The 16110-nt window shown below is 46.1% G+C and carries 16 protein-coding genes; 5 read left to right on the top strand and 11 right to left on the bottom strand.

Going from position 1 to position 16110, the window contains the following annotated elements; all coding sequences use genetic code 11:
* Window positions 1–20 precede the first annotated feature (20 nt).
* Window positions 21–341: a hypothetical protein gene (locus tag E7X57_RS03620; protein WP_244603581.1), complete on the top strand. Its 321-nt coding sequence runs from the start codon at window positions 21–23 to the stop codon at window positions 339–341.
* Window positions 342–407: 66 nt separating this feature from the next.
* Here the strand turns inward: E7X57_RS03620 and tpiA are convergent, their stop codons facing one another.
* Entirely contained in the window at window positions 408–1073 is a 666-nt protein-coding gene (tpiA, locus tag E7X57_RS03615) for a triose-phosphate isomerase (RefSeq protein WP_135610655.1), read from the bottom strand.
* A 44-nt stretch (window positions 1074–1117) separates the two neighbouring features.
* A complete protein-coding gene (locus E7X57_RS03610; protein ID WP_135610653.1) occupies window positions 1118–2308 on the bottom strand; it encodes a bifunctional 5,6,7,8-tetrahydromethanopterin hydro-lyase/3-hexulose-6-phosphate synthase in 1191 nt (396 codons plus the stop codon).
* A gap of 125 nt (window positions 2309–2433) precedes the next feature.
* Here E7X57_RS03610 and E7X57_RS03605 point away from each other — a divergent pair, with 125 nt between their 5' ends.
* A complete protein-coding gene (locus E7X57_RS03605; RefSeq protein ID WP_135610651.1) occupies window positions 2434–3237 on the top strand; it encodes a hypothetical protein in 804 nt (267 codons plus the stop codon).
* A gap of 1 nt (window position 3238) precedes the next feature.
* Here the strand turns inward: E7X57_RS03605 and E7X57_RS03600 are convergent, their stop codons facing one another.
* The 6 genes from E7X57_RS03600 to E7X57_RS03575 all read right to left on the bottom strand — a co-directional run bounded on the left by E7X57_RS03600 (window position 3239) and on the right by E7X57_RS03575 (window position 9996).
* Window positions 3239–3997: an AAA family ATPase gene (locus E7X57_RS03600; RefSeq protein WP_135610649.1), complete on the bottom strand. Its 759-nt coding sequence runs from the start codon at window positions 3995–3997 to the stop codon at window positions 3239–3241.
* Between the two features lie 194 nt (window positions 3998–4191).
* Entirely contained in the window at window positions 4192–4539 is a 348-nt protein-coding gene (locus tag E7X57_RS03595) for a transcriptional regulator (RefSeq protein WP_135610647.1), read from the bottom strand.
* A 151-nt stretch (window positions 4540–4690) separates the two neighbouring features.
* Window positions 4691–6337 (bottom strand): tRNA uridine(34) 5-carboxymethylaminomethyl modification radical SAM/GNAT enzyme Elp3, encoded by a 1647-nt coding sequence (locus E7X57_RS03590; RefSeq protein WP_135610644.1) that lies wholly within the window; start codon window positions 6335–6337, stop codon window positions 4691–4693.
* Window positions 6338–6352: 15 nt separating this feature from the next.
* Complete coding sequence (locus E7X57_RS03585; protein ID WP_135610643.1) at window positions 6353–7378, bottom strand: AAA family ATPase; 1026 nt, start codon at window positions 7376–7378, stop codon at window positions 6353–6355.
* Window positions 7379–7402: 24 nt separating this feature from the next.
* Window positions 7403–9097, bottom strand: coding sequence for a preprotein translocase subunit SecD (locus E7X57_RS03580; protein WP_135610641.1), 1695 nt, complete (start codon window positions 9095–9097; stop codon window positions 7403–7405).
* Window positions 9094–9996, bottom strand: coding sequence for a protein translocase subunit SecF (locus E7X57_RS03575; RefSeq protein WP_135610639.1), 903 nt, complete (start codon window positions 9994–9996; stop codon window positions 9094–9096). Before E7X57_RS03575 ends, E7X57_RS03580 begins: the two co-directional genes overlap by 4 nt.
* A 106-nt stretch (window positions 9997–10102) precedes the next feature.
* Here E7X57_RS03575 and E7X57_RS03570 point away from each other — a divergent pair, with 106 nt between their 5' ends.
* Window positions 10103–10558: a cytidine/deoxycytidylate deaminase family protein gene (locus E7X57_RS03570; RefSeq protein ID WP_135610636.1), complete on the top strand. Its 456-nt coding sequence runs from the start codon at window positions 10103–10105 to the stop codon at window positions 10556–10558.
* On the opposite strand, the gene E7X57_RS03565 is transcribed toward E7X57_RS03570, so the two are convergent.
* The 3 genes from E7X57_RS03565 to E7X57_RS03555 all read right to left on the bottom strand — a co-directional run bounded on the left by E7X57_RS03565 (window position 10543) and on the right by E7X57_RS03555 (window position 13231).
* Complete coding sequence (locus tag E7X57_RS03565) at window positions 10543–11310, bottom strand: coenzyme F420-0:L-glutamate ligase (protein WP_371413155.1); 768 nt, start codon at window positions 11308–11310, stop codon at window positions 10543–10545. The genes E7X57_RS03570 and E7X57_RS03565 overlap by 16 nt on opposite strands.
* Window positions 11311–11477: 167 nt before the next feature.
* The gene (locus E7X57_RS03560; protein WP_135610631.1) at window positions 11478–11939 is read right to left on the bottom strand and encodes an Hsp20/alpha crystallin family protein; all 462 of its coding nucleotides are present in this window, start codon (window positions 11937–11939) and stop codon (window positions 11478–11480) included.
* 86 nt (window positions 11940–12025) lie between these two features.
* Window positions 12026–13231 (bottom strand): cofactor-independent phosphoglycerate mutase, encoded by a 1206-nt coding sequence (locus tag E7X57_RS03555; protein ID WP_135610629.1) that lies wholly within the window; start codon window positions 13229–13231, stop codon window positions 12026–12028.
* Between the two features lie 118 nt (window positions 13232–13349).
* Here E7X57_RS03555 and E7X57_RS03550 point away from each other — a divergent pair, with 118 nt between their 5' ends.
* Together E7X57_RS03550 and E7X57_RS03545 are read left to right on the top strand one after the other, a co-directional pair.
* On the top strand, window positions 13350–14555 hold the full coding sequence (locus E7X57_RS03550) for an S-layer protein domain-containing protein (RefSeq protein WP_135610627.1): 1206 nt from the start codon (window positions 13350–13352) through the stop codon (window positions 14553–14555).
* A 129-nt stretch (window positions 14556–14684) separates the two neighbouring features.
* The gene (locus E7X57_RS03545) at window positions 14685–16097 is read left to right on the top strand and encodes an aspartate kinase (RefSeq protein ID WP_135610625.1); all 1413 of its coding nucleotides are present in this window, start codon (window positions 14685–14687) and stop codon (window positions 16095–16097) included.
* Window positions 16098–16110 lie beyond the last annotated feature (13 nt).

Genomic DNA, 16110 nt, shown 5'->3' with positions numbered 1-16110 from the left:
ACACTGATCGCGGTGATCTTTTGAAAAAGACTGAAAATTTGCAAACTGCCAATATGCTTCCCGGAGGTGTCGAAAAATATCTTCGATTCTACAAAATGGGACTTTTGATAATCTCCATTTTTGGAATATACCTGGGTATTTCGGGGCTCTACCTTATTATTGTGGTAAACAACTACATATCAGGCATCTCATTGTTCCTGGCAGCACTCCTGTTATCACCACCACCTATCGGAATATCCAACATGGTTGCACGCAACCTCCATATGGAACTTACCATGGGAATAAAAGTAGGATTCTCCTCATTGCTGTTACTGATCGGATGGTATTTCCTTGAAGGATAAAAAATTTAAAAAAAGGATGCCAAAAGGCATCACTTACTTCTTTTTAGTATAACTTCATTTAAAGCATCAGATCAGGCTTACCAGATCCTCAAGCGCTGCCTTTGGATCTTTGGCCTTAACAATACCGGATGCAAGGAGCACTCCAACAGAACCAAGCTCCATTGCGGCCTTAAGGTCCTCTCCTTTTGAGATACCTGCACCGCAGAGCACTTTCACATCGGGATCGATGCGCTCAACGGCAGTAACTGAACCCCTTACCACCTCAGGATCTGCTTTTGAAACAGGAATGCCTGAGCCGATAAGTTCAGGTGGCTCCACTGCAACAAAATCAGGCCCCAGTGCAGCAGCAGCTGCGGTTGTAGCGATGTTATTGGTACACACTATTGTGTGAAGACCTTCTTCCTTTGCAGCAGTAATGGATGCCTCGATGTCCGCAAGGTTCAGGCGGCGCTCGGAGTGATTGATAAGTGTACCAACTGCACCGGCGTCTTTGACACATCTTGCAAAAACATGGCCTGTGAAACTTCCGGCACCGACACCATCAATATGCTGAGAGTACACCGGCACATCCACCTGGGATGCAACCCTGTAAACATCACAAAGCTGAGGTGCTACTGCGATCTCAATGCCACTTGCTTCACCTACGGCCCTGCAGGCCTCAGCGATCCTGACAGCACCTTCTCCGGTACCTTCAAGATAGGTCTTCAGATTCAATACGATCAATGGTTTCATTCATACCCCACCATAAAAAAGGGAACGTGCGATGAAACGCACGCTTAGAAATCGGTCATTACTCTGAACTGGTCGATCTCAGGCTTGTTCAGACCTTCAATGAACTGGTCAGCTGCCTGCTTGATGTCCTTGGAGTTGGTAATAGCCCTTCCAACAACGAGGATGTCAGCTCCTGCACCGAGTGCAGCGGAGATAGTGTCAACACGTACACCGCCTGCAACTGCCACAAGGATCTTCTTGTTGCGCTTTTCGGCAACTGCCTTGATACCTTCGATACTGCCCCATGCATGAGCGGTCTCTTCGATGTCAATTGCACGGTGAAGCTCGACAACATCAGGAAGCTCGTCCAGCTGTTCAAGGATAGCTACAGGATCTGGCTGGTTCAGTGTGTCCATGACAGCGGAGATACCGGTCTTGTGAGCCTCTGCGATAGCCTTGTTAAGTGTTGCAATAGGTGCAAGTGCAGAAACGACAATAGCGTCTGCGGTTGCATCTGCTACCATACGTGCCTCAAGGTTACCTGTATCAAGAGTCTTAAGGTCAGCAACGATGAATGCGTCAGGTTTGATCTCACGCAGCTTGCTAATAACGTCCACACCATAGCGTTTGATAAGAGGTGTACCTGCTTCCAGGATAAGGTGGTCGCTCTTTGGAAGCTGCTTGACCACATTGAGGATAGCATCGATGTTCGGGTTGTCAAGTGCAACCTGCAGGTATGGGGCATCCCAGAGCCTTGATATCTTGAATCCCATAATTGCGTGTGAGGACTTGTCCTTCTCTTCGAGCACAGTGTCGATGGATGGGAAATTTTCCAGTGCGCGCTTAAGAGCAAGTTTTGTAGCACCGTAGTTGTACCTGAAGATACGGTTGTAGTCAACAGCCTGTGGGTGGATGAATACGCTTGCGATGATCACAAGGTCTTCAACCTGGTCTTTCGGGACAATTCCTTCTTCCACCGCATCAGCGATCGCCTTAGCAACAGCTGCCTGGGCAGGACCGAATATCTGTGAGGCCTGGTCCATGTTCTTCACTGTCACTTTTGGGACGATCAGTGTAGATGGCTTTGTGGGTAAGTTCGGGCGGATGACGGAAAGAAGAGGAGTGTGCCCTGCTGAAAGCTGGGTCATGCCTGTTGCGAATGCCTGTCCAACAGGTCCCTCCTTGTCCCCGATCATAAGATCGACGTGTGCGAGTTCTGGCGCCTCGCCAATTAGTGCTTCTCCAATAAACATCATAGTTATCAATCCGCTAAATTGCCATGACTATATATATCATTTCTGATGAGAACGCTTGAGTCAAATGCAAAAAAAGACAGATGTTTCATAAAAGGGTTATATAATAATGGAAACAATAGAATATTGTGATCATTGACATATACAACCAGCTCATAAAAAAAAGGAAACTTACAGCATTATATGTTCTTTCAGCCATTATAATAACATACTTTGCAAGCTGGTTTCCCGATTTTGAGAACCTCATCGGCATAGAGGGAGCAAGGATAAGTTCGGTAGTATCTTTCGGTGCATTGAACGGGATGATACTTGGTCCGTTCTGGGGAATGATCGTATCTTTTACCGCTGTTATGGGACATACGTTAGTAAGAGGAGAAGGAACGCCGGACACATTCCATCTGCTTACCCCTTTCTTTGTAGCAATGTCCTCTGTAGTGGCAGGCCTTTGTATCACAAGAAAAGAAAAAGTTGCAATGGCAGTTTTTGGAGTTCTTATACTGCTCTGGTACATCACACCAACAGGAAGGACCATATACTACTATCCATGGTTCCATGTTGTTATACTTGCCTCATTTCTCATTTTTTATTACAAGTTTAAGAACAGGGATGCAAACATATTCAAATTTACTTTCCTGCTTCTTGCAGCACTTATGGCAATCCTGGCAGATCATCTTGCGGGCAGCATAAGTGCAGCAATACTCTTTGACCTACCACCTCAGATGTTTGCATCAGTCATAACCATCTACCCCATTGAAAGGACAACTCTTGCATTTGCAGCAGCTGCGATCACATTTTTACTGATAGTGGCACTCCAGAACACACTCATGGAATCGGAAACATTTCAGGATAAAGTGGAAGAGGCAAAAAATGATGATGTCCTCAGCTATGTTAATGACGTGAAGGACATGCTTGAAGAAGACAATAATAAGTAATTCACTTATTGGAAAGGCAATCTTCGACAGCCATGATCACTGTGAAAACAGCTTTTGAGAAAGGATGTTCAGGATCAGCAACTGTCAGGATTTCTGAATCAGTCCTGGTGGCAACATCACAAAGACAGGGTATTGAGACCAGAACAGGAACATCATGATCTGTCAAACCGGATATTGGGATCGGCATATTATCATGGCACTTATTCATAATGACCCCGTAATCCTTACCGAGCGGAAGATAGATACCTTCGATTATCTGCTCCATGTATTTCTGGTGAGATTTGTCAGGTTTGGTCACCATTAGAACATAATCAGCTGCAGCTATTGCATTGACCGATGTGAAATCCACACCCGGACCGGTATCGATAATGAGCACATCTATGCCGGAAGAGAATAATTTATTCTTTGCAGCCATTATATATTGTAGAGCTTTTGATTGCCATTTGCGGTCCTTGCCCAACATATCACGAACTGCATCAATGTCTGGGCTGCAATATCCCACATATAACTTGCCGGGGGCCACTCTGCCATCAGCGACCTCAACGATCGCATCCATGATGTCGCGTTTGCCCTCAAGGACATCGTTCAGCCAGCAATCAGAATCAGGGAACATGTAATTAAAAAGACTCGGAGCCTTAAGGTCGGCATCGAGAAGGCATACGCTCTTCCCGGCAGATGCATAAGCAAATGCAAGATTGATCGAAAAGGAGGTTTTGCCCGAACCACCTTTTGAGGAGTGTACTGCAATACTTATTCCCATTTATATCCCCTGTGAGCAGATAATATTCTTATGAGATAGGACGATAAACTTCTATATAATAGTATTTCATAGAAGATTTGCGTTGAAATCAAATGTACTTGATTTGTATTAGTACGAAACTGTTATTGAGTATTCTTAAAAATTGATACATATTACATGTAGATAATATAAGCCTCTGGAAAGCACAAGAGGAATTACTTGCCCAGACCTTCCCCTATACTAAAGTAAACTTTTCTGCCTGAACGATTCTTTACAACATGCCCCATCCTCACAAGCTGATTCAGGTAATTACTCTCTACAGCACGTTCCTTATGGGTTTTCTCTGCGAGGTCTTCAGCAGTTGCTGACCCCAGCTCGAATAGCGCTGTTGCTGTCGCACGCAGATGATCAGGCAGTGTGAGCAGAGTCATTACATCCAGTACATCGAAGATACCGTCATCCGACTCTTTCACAGATGGACCTTGCATAAGGATACGGTCCAGCTTACCGCTGATCTCCTTCAAAAGTTTCACAATCTCTTCATTGGAATCATCAATGGTCATTTTGACCTCCCCGAGTAATTTTTATAAAAGTCTCGATCGAACATCATAATGATGGTTTCATAGGAAATACATCCAACCACATTATAAATGTATTGAAGAAATGCAGAAATACAACAGTTTTAAACATTCCCATCGATCTGCAAGATAAAGATCAAATTTCCTTCGACATATAGACACCATCACGATAGTATCCGAATTTGCGATAGTATTCCCTTACACCGATCCCGCTGATGATGGAAATCTTTGAATAACCCGCATCTGAAGCCATTTTCTCCGCATTCCCCAGTAGTTCCGCACCATATCCACGATGCTGCCAGTCGGTCCTGCTTGCATCCCTGCCCACAGGCACCATGGAACCATAGACATGCAACTCCCTCACAAGGGCAGCATCCTGTAACTCATCCCTGTGAGGAGAGTTAGGGAAGCGCAACCTCAGGAACCCTATCAGGATATCGTTCGTCATATCTTCAAATGAAATGAAATGTTCCTTCCCGCCACAGGAATCATAGCTCTCTACTGTGAGCTCTATACTTTCCGGATCCGGTTCATTGCCCTTGAGGACATTGTGACCGACCTCCCTGCATCGGATACACCTGCACCTGCCACCTCTTGATTCCAGCCTCTCTTTTGCAAGCTGGCGGATATTGCTCTTTCTAACCCCTGCAATGATCTGCGGGGAAGGAATATCCCTCTGTATGCGCTGCATCCTCACCCATTTGGGAAGTATGGACTTGATGTCTGCGAGGAGCTCCGTGGCAGCCTCATCGTCCAATGCTTCATACTCACCCTTTAGCCACATCTCATGAAGCTGTGTGCCCTCTGTGACAAGAGTGGGATAGATCTTCAGGTAATCAGGCATGAACCTGCTGTCCGTAAAAATCTTCTTAAAACCCCGAAGGTCCCTTGCAGAATCCATCCCGGGAAGATGCGGCATCATATGGAAACCGACTTTAAGCGCACTGTCCCTGAGAATGCGGTTGGAATCCACAGTAGCCTGTACCGTATGCCCCCGCCTCATCCTCTCAAGCACAAAATCATATACGCTCTGTACACCGATCTCTACCTTTGTGGCACCCAGTGCCAGCATACGGTCCACGTGCCCCACATCCGTCCAGTCCGGACGTGTCTCAAAAGTAATTCCCGTATTCCTTATAGCTGCGGTCTCATTGGCATTCTGCACATCTTCCACCGTGACATAAGGCTGGGTCTTTCCGATAAGCTGCACGTCATCACGCCACCCAGTTCCGGAAAAATCGTTCATCGCCTCAAGACAACGCTTTGTGAACCATTCCTGGTAATCGATAGCCCGGGCTGAAAAGGTTCCACCCATGACAATAAGCTCTGCTTTATCAACATCATGCCCGATCTGTTTTAGCTGGGACAGCCGACCTGAGACTATCCGATAGGGATCATACTCATGCTGCATGGCCCGCATTGTAGCCGGTTCTCTTCCCATATAGCTCTGCGGAGAATTGAAAGTAGAATTCGGACCTCCCGGGCATGGAACACAAACACCGTGAGGACAGGCACATGGTGAGGTCATGGCAGCGATCACCGCAACACCTGAGATCGTACGGACCGGTTTGCGGCGAAGAGTATCACGCACCTTTTTTTGCTCCTCTTCAGTCCCCACCATAATCAGGTCCGGGTTCTTTGGCAGCGTAGAAAGCCTGAACTCCTTGCTGACAGCTTTTTTTGCCTCATTGAGCTGTAGATTGCCAGATATCTTACCCTCAAGTACCATATCCAGCAACTTTCGGCATGCGGCCCTGAAATTCTCATCAGCTTCAGATGTCATGGTAAATACCCGAGATCAATAGAGTTCCGTAACAAGTAATTCCAGATGGATCCTTGCATTTGCACTATCGATGATCATTGCATCTGCATCTGCTATCCTGCAAACCGCTTTTGCGATCTCACCTTCGGTACGATCCGATTTCAGTACTACCGAATGTAACTGCTGCAAGACCTCATCACCGGTAAAACCTTCCTCGATGAGAAGAGTGTCGATAAGCTTCCTTGCTTTCAGGAACTCGTGATCGATAGCTGCGGCATGAAGTTCTGTCACGTTGTCAGATACCTCACAGAGGGATTCCTCGTATAGCAGGTCACCTGTGATCTCTGCACCCGGTTTGCTCATATTAGCAAACTGAAGTGTCAGTAAAGCCCTTGAGACATTGCCTCCGGCATAGTACATAAGGGCATCAAGACCATCTTCGGAAATAGAAAGGTCCTCTTGATCTGCAATTGAGACAATATATGGCCTTAACTGCTCATCAGGAACATAAGTGAAGAATAGTTCCAGTCCCCTTGAACGCAGGGGGGAGATTAGTTTGGAAGGCTGGGTAGTGGATAGGATGAACCTGCAGGTGCGAGTATACTTTTCCATTATACGACGCAGGGCATGCTGTGCACTAGTATCCAGTGACTCAACATTATCGATGAAAATGATCTTGAAATCCGCATCAATGGAACCCATTCCAGCAAATTCATTGATCACGGTCTTGAAAATGGAAATTACACTTGAGTAGATCTTCTTAGGATCATCCGTCCCTATAATGTGGGTAAAACGCTTATCACGAACAAGATAGCGCTTTCCCTGATCAAAGAAATCGGATGCATTGAAATATGTGAAATTGTTCTCGTAGCTATCGCCGTATAGTTCACGTGCCAGGGCAAAGGCAGTAGAGGATTTACCGGAGTTCACCGGACCGTGGAACACCAGGTGGGGCAGATTACCTGAATGAACAAGCTGACCAAGGGCGTTGAGGGAATTCTCATTGCCCAGGACATTCTTAAGCATCTCTGGTCGGTATTTCACAGTCCACATATCCTTCATCATTAACACCTCTTAAGGAACAGATCACTCTGCTTCATCAAGAACTACCTTTATGACCTTACCATATACCGGTCTTGCAATGAGCACACCAATGAGCACACCGATAATGGTAGTAATGGCGAATCCCTTGAGGGCACCGAATCCCATAACGACCAGTGGGGACATTGCAATGGTAGTTGTCGCAGCTGCTGCAAAGATTATACCGAATGCTTTTGTGATCCTTTCAAGATATACTTTTGTAGAAGGCAGTTTGCCTTCGTACAACACCTCATCAGTAATGATCACAAGGTGATCGATACCGGTACCTATCGCAGCAATTATACCCGCGATCGCCGCCAGGTCAAGCTGCCAGTTGATCGTTGCTGCAACTCCAAGGATCATGATAAGCTCACAAATGGATGTCCCTACCATTGGAAGCAGGATCTTTTTATTGCCGTATCTTCTGAATACGACCAAAGCCACTGCAAGAAGTGCAAAAAGCCCTGCAAATAGAGCCTGTTTCTTGAACTGTGCACCCAAAGCTGCGTCTACCTGTCCAGATCCCATAAGAACCACGTTCACAGGCAATGCACCTGCACGCAGGTGTATCTGAAGCTGTTCTGCCTGTAACTTGCTATCCTCATCAGGACCGCTTGAAGCTTCCCATGAAAAGATCGGGAACTCTGTAAGCCTTGTAGCTGCCGAATAACTTAAAGGGGCACCATAGATCTCATTGTCATCAAGATACATGTAGAGCCAGTGTGAGTTTGGATCGTTAGTTGCACCGGTCTCAATGGCGACCTTCTGCAAAGCCAGGGCACCGGCTTCATTAAGAGTGAAAGGAGTATGCCATTGCCCGTCGTGGAAGGTCACAACACCAACCTTCTCGATCGCATCACCATATAGCACATGGGCAGTCTCATTATTCTGTGTCTGCACACGGATCTCGAACTTACCAGGTTTTTCAACGATATCTTTTGCTGTTGTAAGATCGGTCCCTGCAAAGTCAATAAGAATATAGTCCTCACCCACGGTACGCACAGGTATGTCCTTAAGACCAAGTGAGTTCAGCTTGTCACTGAGAATATCACGGGTCAGATCACGGGTCTCGGTCCTGACACCTTCACGGTATATCGGGGTGCCATCTGCTTCCGTCACAATGGAACCGCCTACTGCATCCATCAGGACCTGAAGATCATCCTGTGAGACCTCTTTACGGATCTCGTACTCAACAGAATCACCAAGTGAGAGAGGAATTACCTCAGCATCAAGTGAATTGGAAAGATACTGGGTGATAAGCGTCTGTTTGTTAGTATAAAGAATGATCTCTGAAGTGTTCCCCGAATAGCTAACATCGGATTCACCGATGCCCGCAAGGTCCATCTGGAGATCTGAAACATGTGCATCAGTTGTAAAGACAACAGTAGTACCAACGGAAGAATAACCACTTCCCGTATCCCCTGTAACGCTTTTAACATCAATGGATGATCCGATAACAGGTTCAATAATTGCAGGCACTGTCTGTGAAATATCAGCATCTAACTGGGCTACAGCACCCTGGAGTCTGATCTGTAGCCATGAACCGCCTTCAAGGTCAAGTCCGTAATTGAGATCGGTGGTAGCACCCTCATCAGAGGAGTACCATGGATGGATCATAACGACTGAGAGCAAAACTGCTGCTACCAGTAACCATACCCGAAGATCGCTTTTCAGGCCTTTGTTCACTTCCTCTTCCCTCATGCTCTTCGCCTCCTTGGGTTGCTGCGGTTCACATGCCACCTCAGTATACCGGTGTTAAGCAACCAGGTGTTCATGATATCAGCCACCAAGCCGAATATCAGTACAATGGATATATCGGAAAGCAGGTTGACCTGGGAAGCTGACGATGTAACAAGGTATGAGAATGTGGATACGATGTACATCACCACAAGAGCTGCAAGTGTTGTGGTGGTCATAGTGAGACCTGTATGCATTGCACGCCCGATGTTCTCATTAACGGTACCTCTTCTCTTCAGCACACGTGTTGTCAGCAGTATGTCACTGTCAACTGAATAACCAATAAGCATCAACAAAGCTGCCACGGTCCCCAGGGAAAGTTCAATTCCGATCAGGTTCATGAAACCGACAGCGATAGCAATATCAGAGACTGCTGATAGCACTACTGCAATAGACGGAACAGCGGTCCTGAAAATGAGGAACACAACTATTGCCATTCCGAGGAATGAAAGTCCAATTGCCTTCAATGCCTGTGATTGAAGCTCTTTACCATATAGTGCGCCTATCTGCTTGATCTCGACGTTCGAATACTTTGAAGTTATATCCTTTTCGAGTTCTTTCTGGTCCTCACTGTCCATGGGACCGAACTGAAGGATAACACGATCTCCTGCCTTACGGGCATCATCCAATGAATAATCAGAATATGCCTGCTCAAGAACATCTGCGGATTCCTGCGTCTCGAACGCTATCATGGTACCACCCTCAAATTCAAGTCCGAGCTTTACAGGTGCACCCGTGCTTGAAAATACTATCAATGACACTAATAGTGAGAGTGCCAGAACTACGAGAGGAATGGTGATAAGCTGCTTGTCATCACGCCCCCTTATGAATGAATCAAGATATTCTGTTAGAATGGATCCCATTTTTTGATACTCCGTTATCAGAAAAGATATCAACTATCAATATCTGGTTTATGTCCAATTCATACACTACAACTTATATATACTACTTGCTGTTTTCTTTTCATATATGACTGAAAGACCATCAATTGATGAATATTTCCTCGAGATCGCAGAGGTGGTCGCAAAGCGTTCCACCTGCCTGAGAAACAAGGTAGGAGCTGTCATTGTCCGTGATAAAAGGATACTTTCGACCGGTTACAACGGTGCCCCAAGCAACATGGAACACTGCCTTGAGATTGGGTGTATCAGACAGCAGAACAACATTGCATCCGGTACCAGACATGAGAAATGCCGGGCAGTGCACGCAGAGCAAAATGCCATTATACAGGCAGCACTTCACGGGGTCGGGATCGGAGGAGCAACTGTATACTGCACACACCAACCCTGCATACTGTGCGCGAAAATGATTATAAATTCCAACATCAAGCGAGTTGTCTTCAGCACACAATACCCCGATACCGATACTCCGGAGTTCTTCGCTGCTGCCGGTGTTGAAATGGTGAACCTTCAGTCAGAAGACTGACGAAGGCACCTTAACCCTTTTCTTATTACATCCTCATTTTCAGGACGGTACATCTCCTTCACACTCACATCGTCCCTTGTATGAAGGTCAAAACCACGCACTACCACCACAGGGTTTCCTCCTGCAGCCTCGCCCATCAGCAGGTTTGCAGCCCCTGCAACCTCATCTGCAACCGCTTCCTCGGTGATCTCAAGCTCTTTTCCGAAAAGGTCCTTCTCCCCCTGCCAGTTCATGATAGGGTGCATGTTGTAAACACCAACCGCAACACCGGTCTGTCCGATCTTGAAAGCCCTCCCATTGGTGTCCGTTATGATCACACTGACATCCCTGCCACACAGATCAGCGATCCTGTCACCTATGGCCTTTGCAGAGGCATCCGGATCATGCGGAAGTTCCAGAAGATAAGCCGCATCCACATTGGAATCATCAATACCCGCATTGATGCTAACGTGCCCGTTTAGGTTCTCCACAAGTAACAAAGGGAATTCCACAATAACATCAGCACTTCTGTCGAGGACCAGCTGCACAAGTACAGGGTCTTTACCGAGCTTCTTTGCAATGCTTATGGCACGTTCAGAAGGCACCACATCACTTTTCAGTACCATTGCCCCTTCGGCCTTTGCCACAATAGTGGAAGCGATGACCACAACATCATGGTCTTCAAGTTCCGTACGTTCGCATACCATAGCCGCAAGGTCATCTCCCTTTTTGATAAGCGGCAAACCATCTACAGTAAACAGTTCCATCCTCAATATGATACCTCGGAAGATGAAATGGCATCAAAAATAAATAATACTATCCATATAGACAAACTCGCGGCGATGATGAGAGTTACCCCGACCGAGCAAAATATGACGAAAAACTCTGACTGATGCCGCAAACAAACCAATGCTCGAAATCAAAAAAGAAGAATGATCGATCACTCGATCATGATCTTCGGCTTTTCTTCGATCTTTGTCTTTGGAAGTGTGATCGTCAGCACACCATTTTCAAGTTTTGCCTTTGCGCCTTCATCAGTAACATTCGATGGAAGAACAGCAGATCTTGAGAAACGACTATAGGTACGCTCCCTCTGAGTATAACCTTCATCCTCAGACTCACTTTCCTTTTTGCACTCTGCACTGATCTCAATGATGTTTTCCTTCACACTTACATCGATATCTTTCTTGTCAACACCTGGAAGGTCAGTAGTAACTATGACATTGTCGCCTTCTTCCCTTATATCCATCAAGGGAGAAAACGATCTTCCCTCTGGCCAGCCTCCGAACGGGGAAACCTCCCTGAATAACTGGTTGAGATGTTCCTGTGTTTGCCGTATCTCTTCAAATGGATCCCAGCGGGATAATCCAGAGGGACCCCTACGCGTTAAACCAAATTTCATGTATTCCACTCCTTGAAATTTAATTAATAAAGTATATGACAAATAAAGTTAAAAAAGTGACGATATAAAACAAAGGAAACAGGGAATTATGCCTGTTTTGCCTTGTTTATCAGCATCTGGACGATATCGCATCCCCGGACAATCCCAAGGGAACCTTCTTTCATAGAATCCTCATCAAATGTTTCCACATTATCCACCTCGTTCTCCAGAGTTGAATAAATGAGGAACGGAACAGGATCAGATGTATGGGTCCTGAGCACGATCGGTGTGGGATGGTCCGGAAGCACGACTATCATGTAATCTTCATCGTCCTCTTTTGCAGCACGCAGAACGGTGCCCACGACCTTCTCATCGAAATCCTCGATCGCCTGCATCTTGGCATTCAGGTCACCCATATGACCTGCTTCATCAGGAGCTTCAACATGGACCACAACAATGTCCCTCTCTTTCAGGGATTCCATTGCATATTCAGCCTTACCCACATAATTGGTGTCAAGGTACCCGGTTGCACCCGGGACATCGATAATGTCAAGACCAGCATATATCCCAAGACCCTTTATCAGGTCCACAGCCGAGATAACGGAACCTGTGAGTCCGTAGAGCTCATCGAATGTACGGAAGGAGGGAGCATAACCCTGGCCCCAGAACCAGATGGCATTTGCAGGACTCTTGCCTTCTTTTACCCTCTGTTCATTGACAGGATGGTTCTCTAGTAGTGGTATCGACTCTTCTATCAGCCTGCACAGGACATCACTGCCTTCACCCTTTGGCATATGATCTTTCATTTCCCCGCCTATCACATCATGTGGTGGAGTACAGTCTGCTTTAGCGCCAAGATCATTGGACGCAACAAGCAGATGCCTGTAACTGATACCCGGATAGAATCTCAGCTCATTGGCACCAAGCTCACGATCAATGGTTTCCATAAGCTCCCGGGCTTCTTCGCTTGTTATGTGGCCTGCACTATGATCTGCAATATTGCCATCTTCTATTGTGATAAGGTTACACCTGAAGGCAACATCGTTCTTCTCCAGAGGAACACCCATGCTGGCTGCCTCAAGTGGAGCGCGGCCTGAATAATAGACATCCGGATCATACCCCATAACTGACATGTTCGCAACATCACTTCCCGGAGGTAGACCTTCAGGAACGTTGATAGCAAGTCCGGCCAGTCCCTTCCTGGCCATATAATCCATGTTCGGAGTGTTGGACTTCTGAAGAACAGTCTTACCACCCAGCTCATCCAGGCAAAAATCTGCCATTCCGTCGCCGATGAGAATAATATATTTCAATGATACACCTCTTTTTGTAATAAACACGGAACCTTCAAATGAAGGTATCGACAAAACTATAAAGATAATATGCTCATTTCTACAATGTTTAAATGTGCTTCGTGAATGGTGAGGTTTAATGAAATATATATATTTTGTACTTCTAGCAATATTTGTCATGCTGTTTGCAGCAACACCGGCAGCATCCCTTGATCCGAGCGAACCGATAATACATTACTCGGATAGTGTGGTGGAAAGGGATACAAAGCTCTCGTTAGCTCAGGGATATACACTTGAGATCGTTGATATCAATGAGGACAACGGGGATGTCTGGGTAGAGATACGACACAATGGGAAACTGGTCGAAGATGGAGAAGGATCCGGAAAGGAAAATGATCCTTTTGAATACATACTGACCATAGAAGCAGAGGATGACGACGATGAGGATGAGGAGTACCTGATCTTCCGTGTTACACCAAAAGAACTTGTTACAAGTGGTACGGACACAGCTACAAAGATAAGGATCGAGCAGTTCCGGGACCCTACCAGGGATACGAAGGATTTCCTGATATATGACAGATCGGATTCAGTCAATATTGGAGATGAGATGGAACTGGAAGAAGGCTACACTCTCTCTGCATCCGACCTTGATGTGGATGAAGAGACCATTACAGTAACGCTGAAAAAGAACGAACATGTTGTGAAAGAAGTAAAGGAAATGGAACCCGGAGATGTGTTCAGCTACTACAAGAACGTAGATGGGGAAGTCCGTACGATCTTCATTGCAAATGTCTATGACTTCTTTGAGAGCAGTGAAACGCATATACTCTTCCTGAAGGAGATCTCACAAAGAGAAGATGTGAACATTGAAAGTACTGTTGAGATCAGCATCCAGGGACTTTCTGGAAACGTTATCAAAGATGGAGAGAAAGCTATCATAGCCTATGAGCTTGATAAGGATGCATCCAAGGTAACGATATCTCTTGATGATGACATTATAGATGCCCGCAATGATGTGGATGCGGGAACCTACCAGACACTTACCGATGAACTGGACAGAGGGACGCATGATGTGATCATCGAAACCGTGTCAACAGATGGAAGTGTATCTTCAAAGGAGACATCATTCACAGTTGACGGAGCGAGTTCGACAGGAGATACCGCATCTGAAGATAACATGTCCGTACAGGATCAGGTTGAGGACATCATCAAGGATGGCGAAAATGCCGGTAGCGAAGTTTCCGATTCAGTTGAAGATATAACAAAGTCCACTGCATTCACCTATATTGTAGTCGCTGCCCTTCTTGCACTTACCGCATTTTTCTTCAAGAGAGAGTTTAGCTGATCAACTCTTTCTTTTAATTATCATAAGGAAAAATAAATACATTGACTCCATCGTTCATAATCTTTATATTACACTGCCGTGTTTATAGCCACATTCCAAATCAAGCCTAATACAGAACGTGATCAGACTATGAGATATGTAATGAAATTTGGCGGTACATCCATTGCTGATGGGAAGAAGATACGTCATGTTGCACAGCTTTTGATCAGTTACAGGGATGCCGGAGATCAGGTAGTTGCCATAACTTCTGCTCTCGGAGGCGTTACTGACGGACTGCTCACCAACGCAGCTGAAGCATCACAAAAAGGGAAGGTAGCCCAGATAAAGGAGTTCATGACAGAACTTGCCAAAAAGCACTATGATGCTATTGGCCATGCAATTGATGATGAGAGGATCGCTGATGATGTTATCGAAACCATCGACAGCCGTATAGATGAACTTGAAAAAGCACTTATCGGAATCTGTTATCTCGGTGAGCTGACACCACGTTCCATTGATTACATCTCATCATACGGAGAACGCCTGGCAGTGCCGATCATCAGTGGAGCAATACGCTCACTTGGAACGGACTCAATGCCGTTTACCGGTGGAGAAGCAGGCATTGTCACAACAAGTGATTACGGAAATGCCCAGCCACTTGAGAAAAGCTATGAGCAGGTGGAGAACAATATATCGACTCGGGTGGAAACCTCTATCCCCGTGATAACCGGTTTCATTGCAGAAGATAAGAAAGGCATCATCACAACCCTTGGACGTGGTGGTTCTGACTTTACGGCATCCATTGTGGGTGCTGCTATCCAGGCAGATGAGATCTGGCTCTGGAAAGAAGTACACGGGATCATGACAACAGATCCGAAGATAGTTCCTGAAGCCTCATGCATTCCGCAGATATCTTACATCGAAGCAATGGAATTGTCATATTTCGGTGCCAAGGTACTTCACCCACGTGCTATCGAACCTGCCATAAGACATGGCATCCCGGTTCGTGTTAAGAATACCTTTGATATAGAATATCCAGGTACACTTATCGTCTCAGACCAGACCCGAAAAGAAGATGTGGTAAAAGCAGTGACACTTATCAGGAAAGTGGCTGCAGTCAACATATCAGGAGCGGGGATGGTAGGAGCTATCGGTACAGCAGCAAGGATCTTTTCCGCACTTGCAAAAGCCGGTGTCAATATCATCATGATCAGCCAGAGCTCATCCGAAGCAAACATGTCCCTTGTTGTCGAGGATGCTCACCTTAAGAAAGCTGTGAAAGCATTAAGATCCGAGTTCAACAAGGGTGTTGTAGGGGAAGTAGCCTATGACAAGGATGTCTGTGTGGTCGCTGTGGTAGGTGCCGGAATGGACGGCATACCAGGCGTCGCAGGAAAAGTATTCGGAGCCCTCGGAAAGGGCAAGATCAACGTAATAATGATTAGCCAGGGTTCATCCCAGCACAACATCTCCTTCGCGATCAGTGAAAAGGATGCAGAGGAGGCAGTAAGAGTACTGCACCAGGAATTCGGTCTCGGATCAAAGAAAACATCCGGACAATAAAAGGAGGCCTTCA

The sequence above is a fragment of the Methanococcoides sp. AM1 genome, assembly GCF_900774055.1.
Classification (GTDB): domain Archaea; phylum Halobacteriota; class Methanosarcinia; order Methanosarcinales; family Methanosarcinaceae; genus Methanococcoides.
This window is presented reverse-complemented; position numbering and strand designations above follow the sequence as displayed.

Excerpts from the sequence above, each read along its gene's own strand:
- tpiA (WP_135610655.1), bottom strand. The coding sequence starts at position 1,073 with ATGAAACCATTGATCGTATTGAATCTGAAGACCTATCTTGAAGGTACC.
- E7X57_RS03610 (WP_135610653.1), bottom strand. The coding sequence starts at position 2,308 with ATGATGTTTATTGGAGAAGCACTAATTGGCGAGGCGCCAGAACTCGCA.
- E7X57_RS03600 (WP_135610649.1), bottom strand. The coding sequence starts at position 3,997 with ATGGGAATAAGTATTGCAGTACACTCCTCAAAAGGTGGTTCGGGCAAA.
- E7X57_RS03595 (WP_135610647.1), bottom strand. The coding sequence starts at position 4,539 with ATGACCATTGATGATTCCAATGAAGAGATTGTGAAACTTTTGAAGGAG.
- E7X57_RS03590 (WP_135610644.1), bottom strand. The coding sequence starts at position 6,337 with ATGACATCTGAAGCTGATGAGAATTTCAGGGCCGCATGCCGAAAGTTG.
- E7X57_RS03585 (WP_135610643.1), bottom strand. The coding sequence starts at position 7,378 with ATGAAGGATATGTGGACTGTGAAATACCGACCAGAGATGCTTAAGAAT.
- E7X57_RS03580 (WP_135610641.1), bottom strand. The coding sequence starts at position 9,097 with ATGAGGGAAGAGGAAGTGAACAAAGGCCTGAAAAGCGATCTTCGGGTA.
- E7X57_RS03575 (WP_135610639.1), bottom strand. The coding sequence starts at position 9,996 with ATGGGATCCATTCTAACAGAATATCTTGATTCATTCATAAGGGGGCGT.
- E7X57_RS03570 (WP_135610636.1), top strand. The coding sequence starts at position 10,103 with ATGACTGAAAGACCATCAATTGATGAATATTTCCTCGAGATCGCAGAG.
- E7X57_RS03560 (WP_135610631.1), bottom strand. The coding sequence starts at position 11,939 with ATGAAATTTGGTTTAACGCGTAGGGGTCCCTCTGGATTATCCCGCTGG.
- E7X57_RS03550 (WP_135610627.1), top strand. The coding sequence starts at position 13,350 with ATGAAATATATATATTTTGTACTTCTAGCAATATTTGTCATGCTGTTT.
- E7X57_RS03545 (WP_135610625.1), top strand. The coding sequence starts at position 14,685 with ATGAGATATGTAATGAAATTTGGCGGTACATCCATTGCTGATGGGAAG.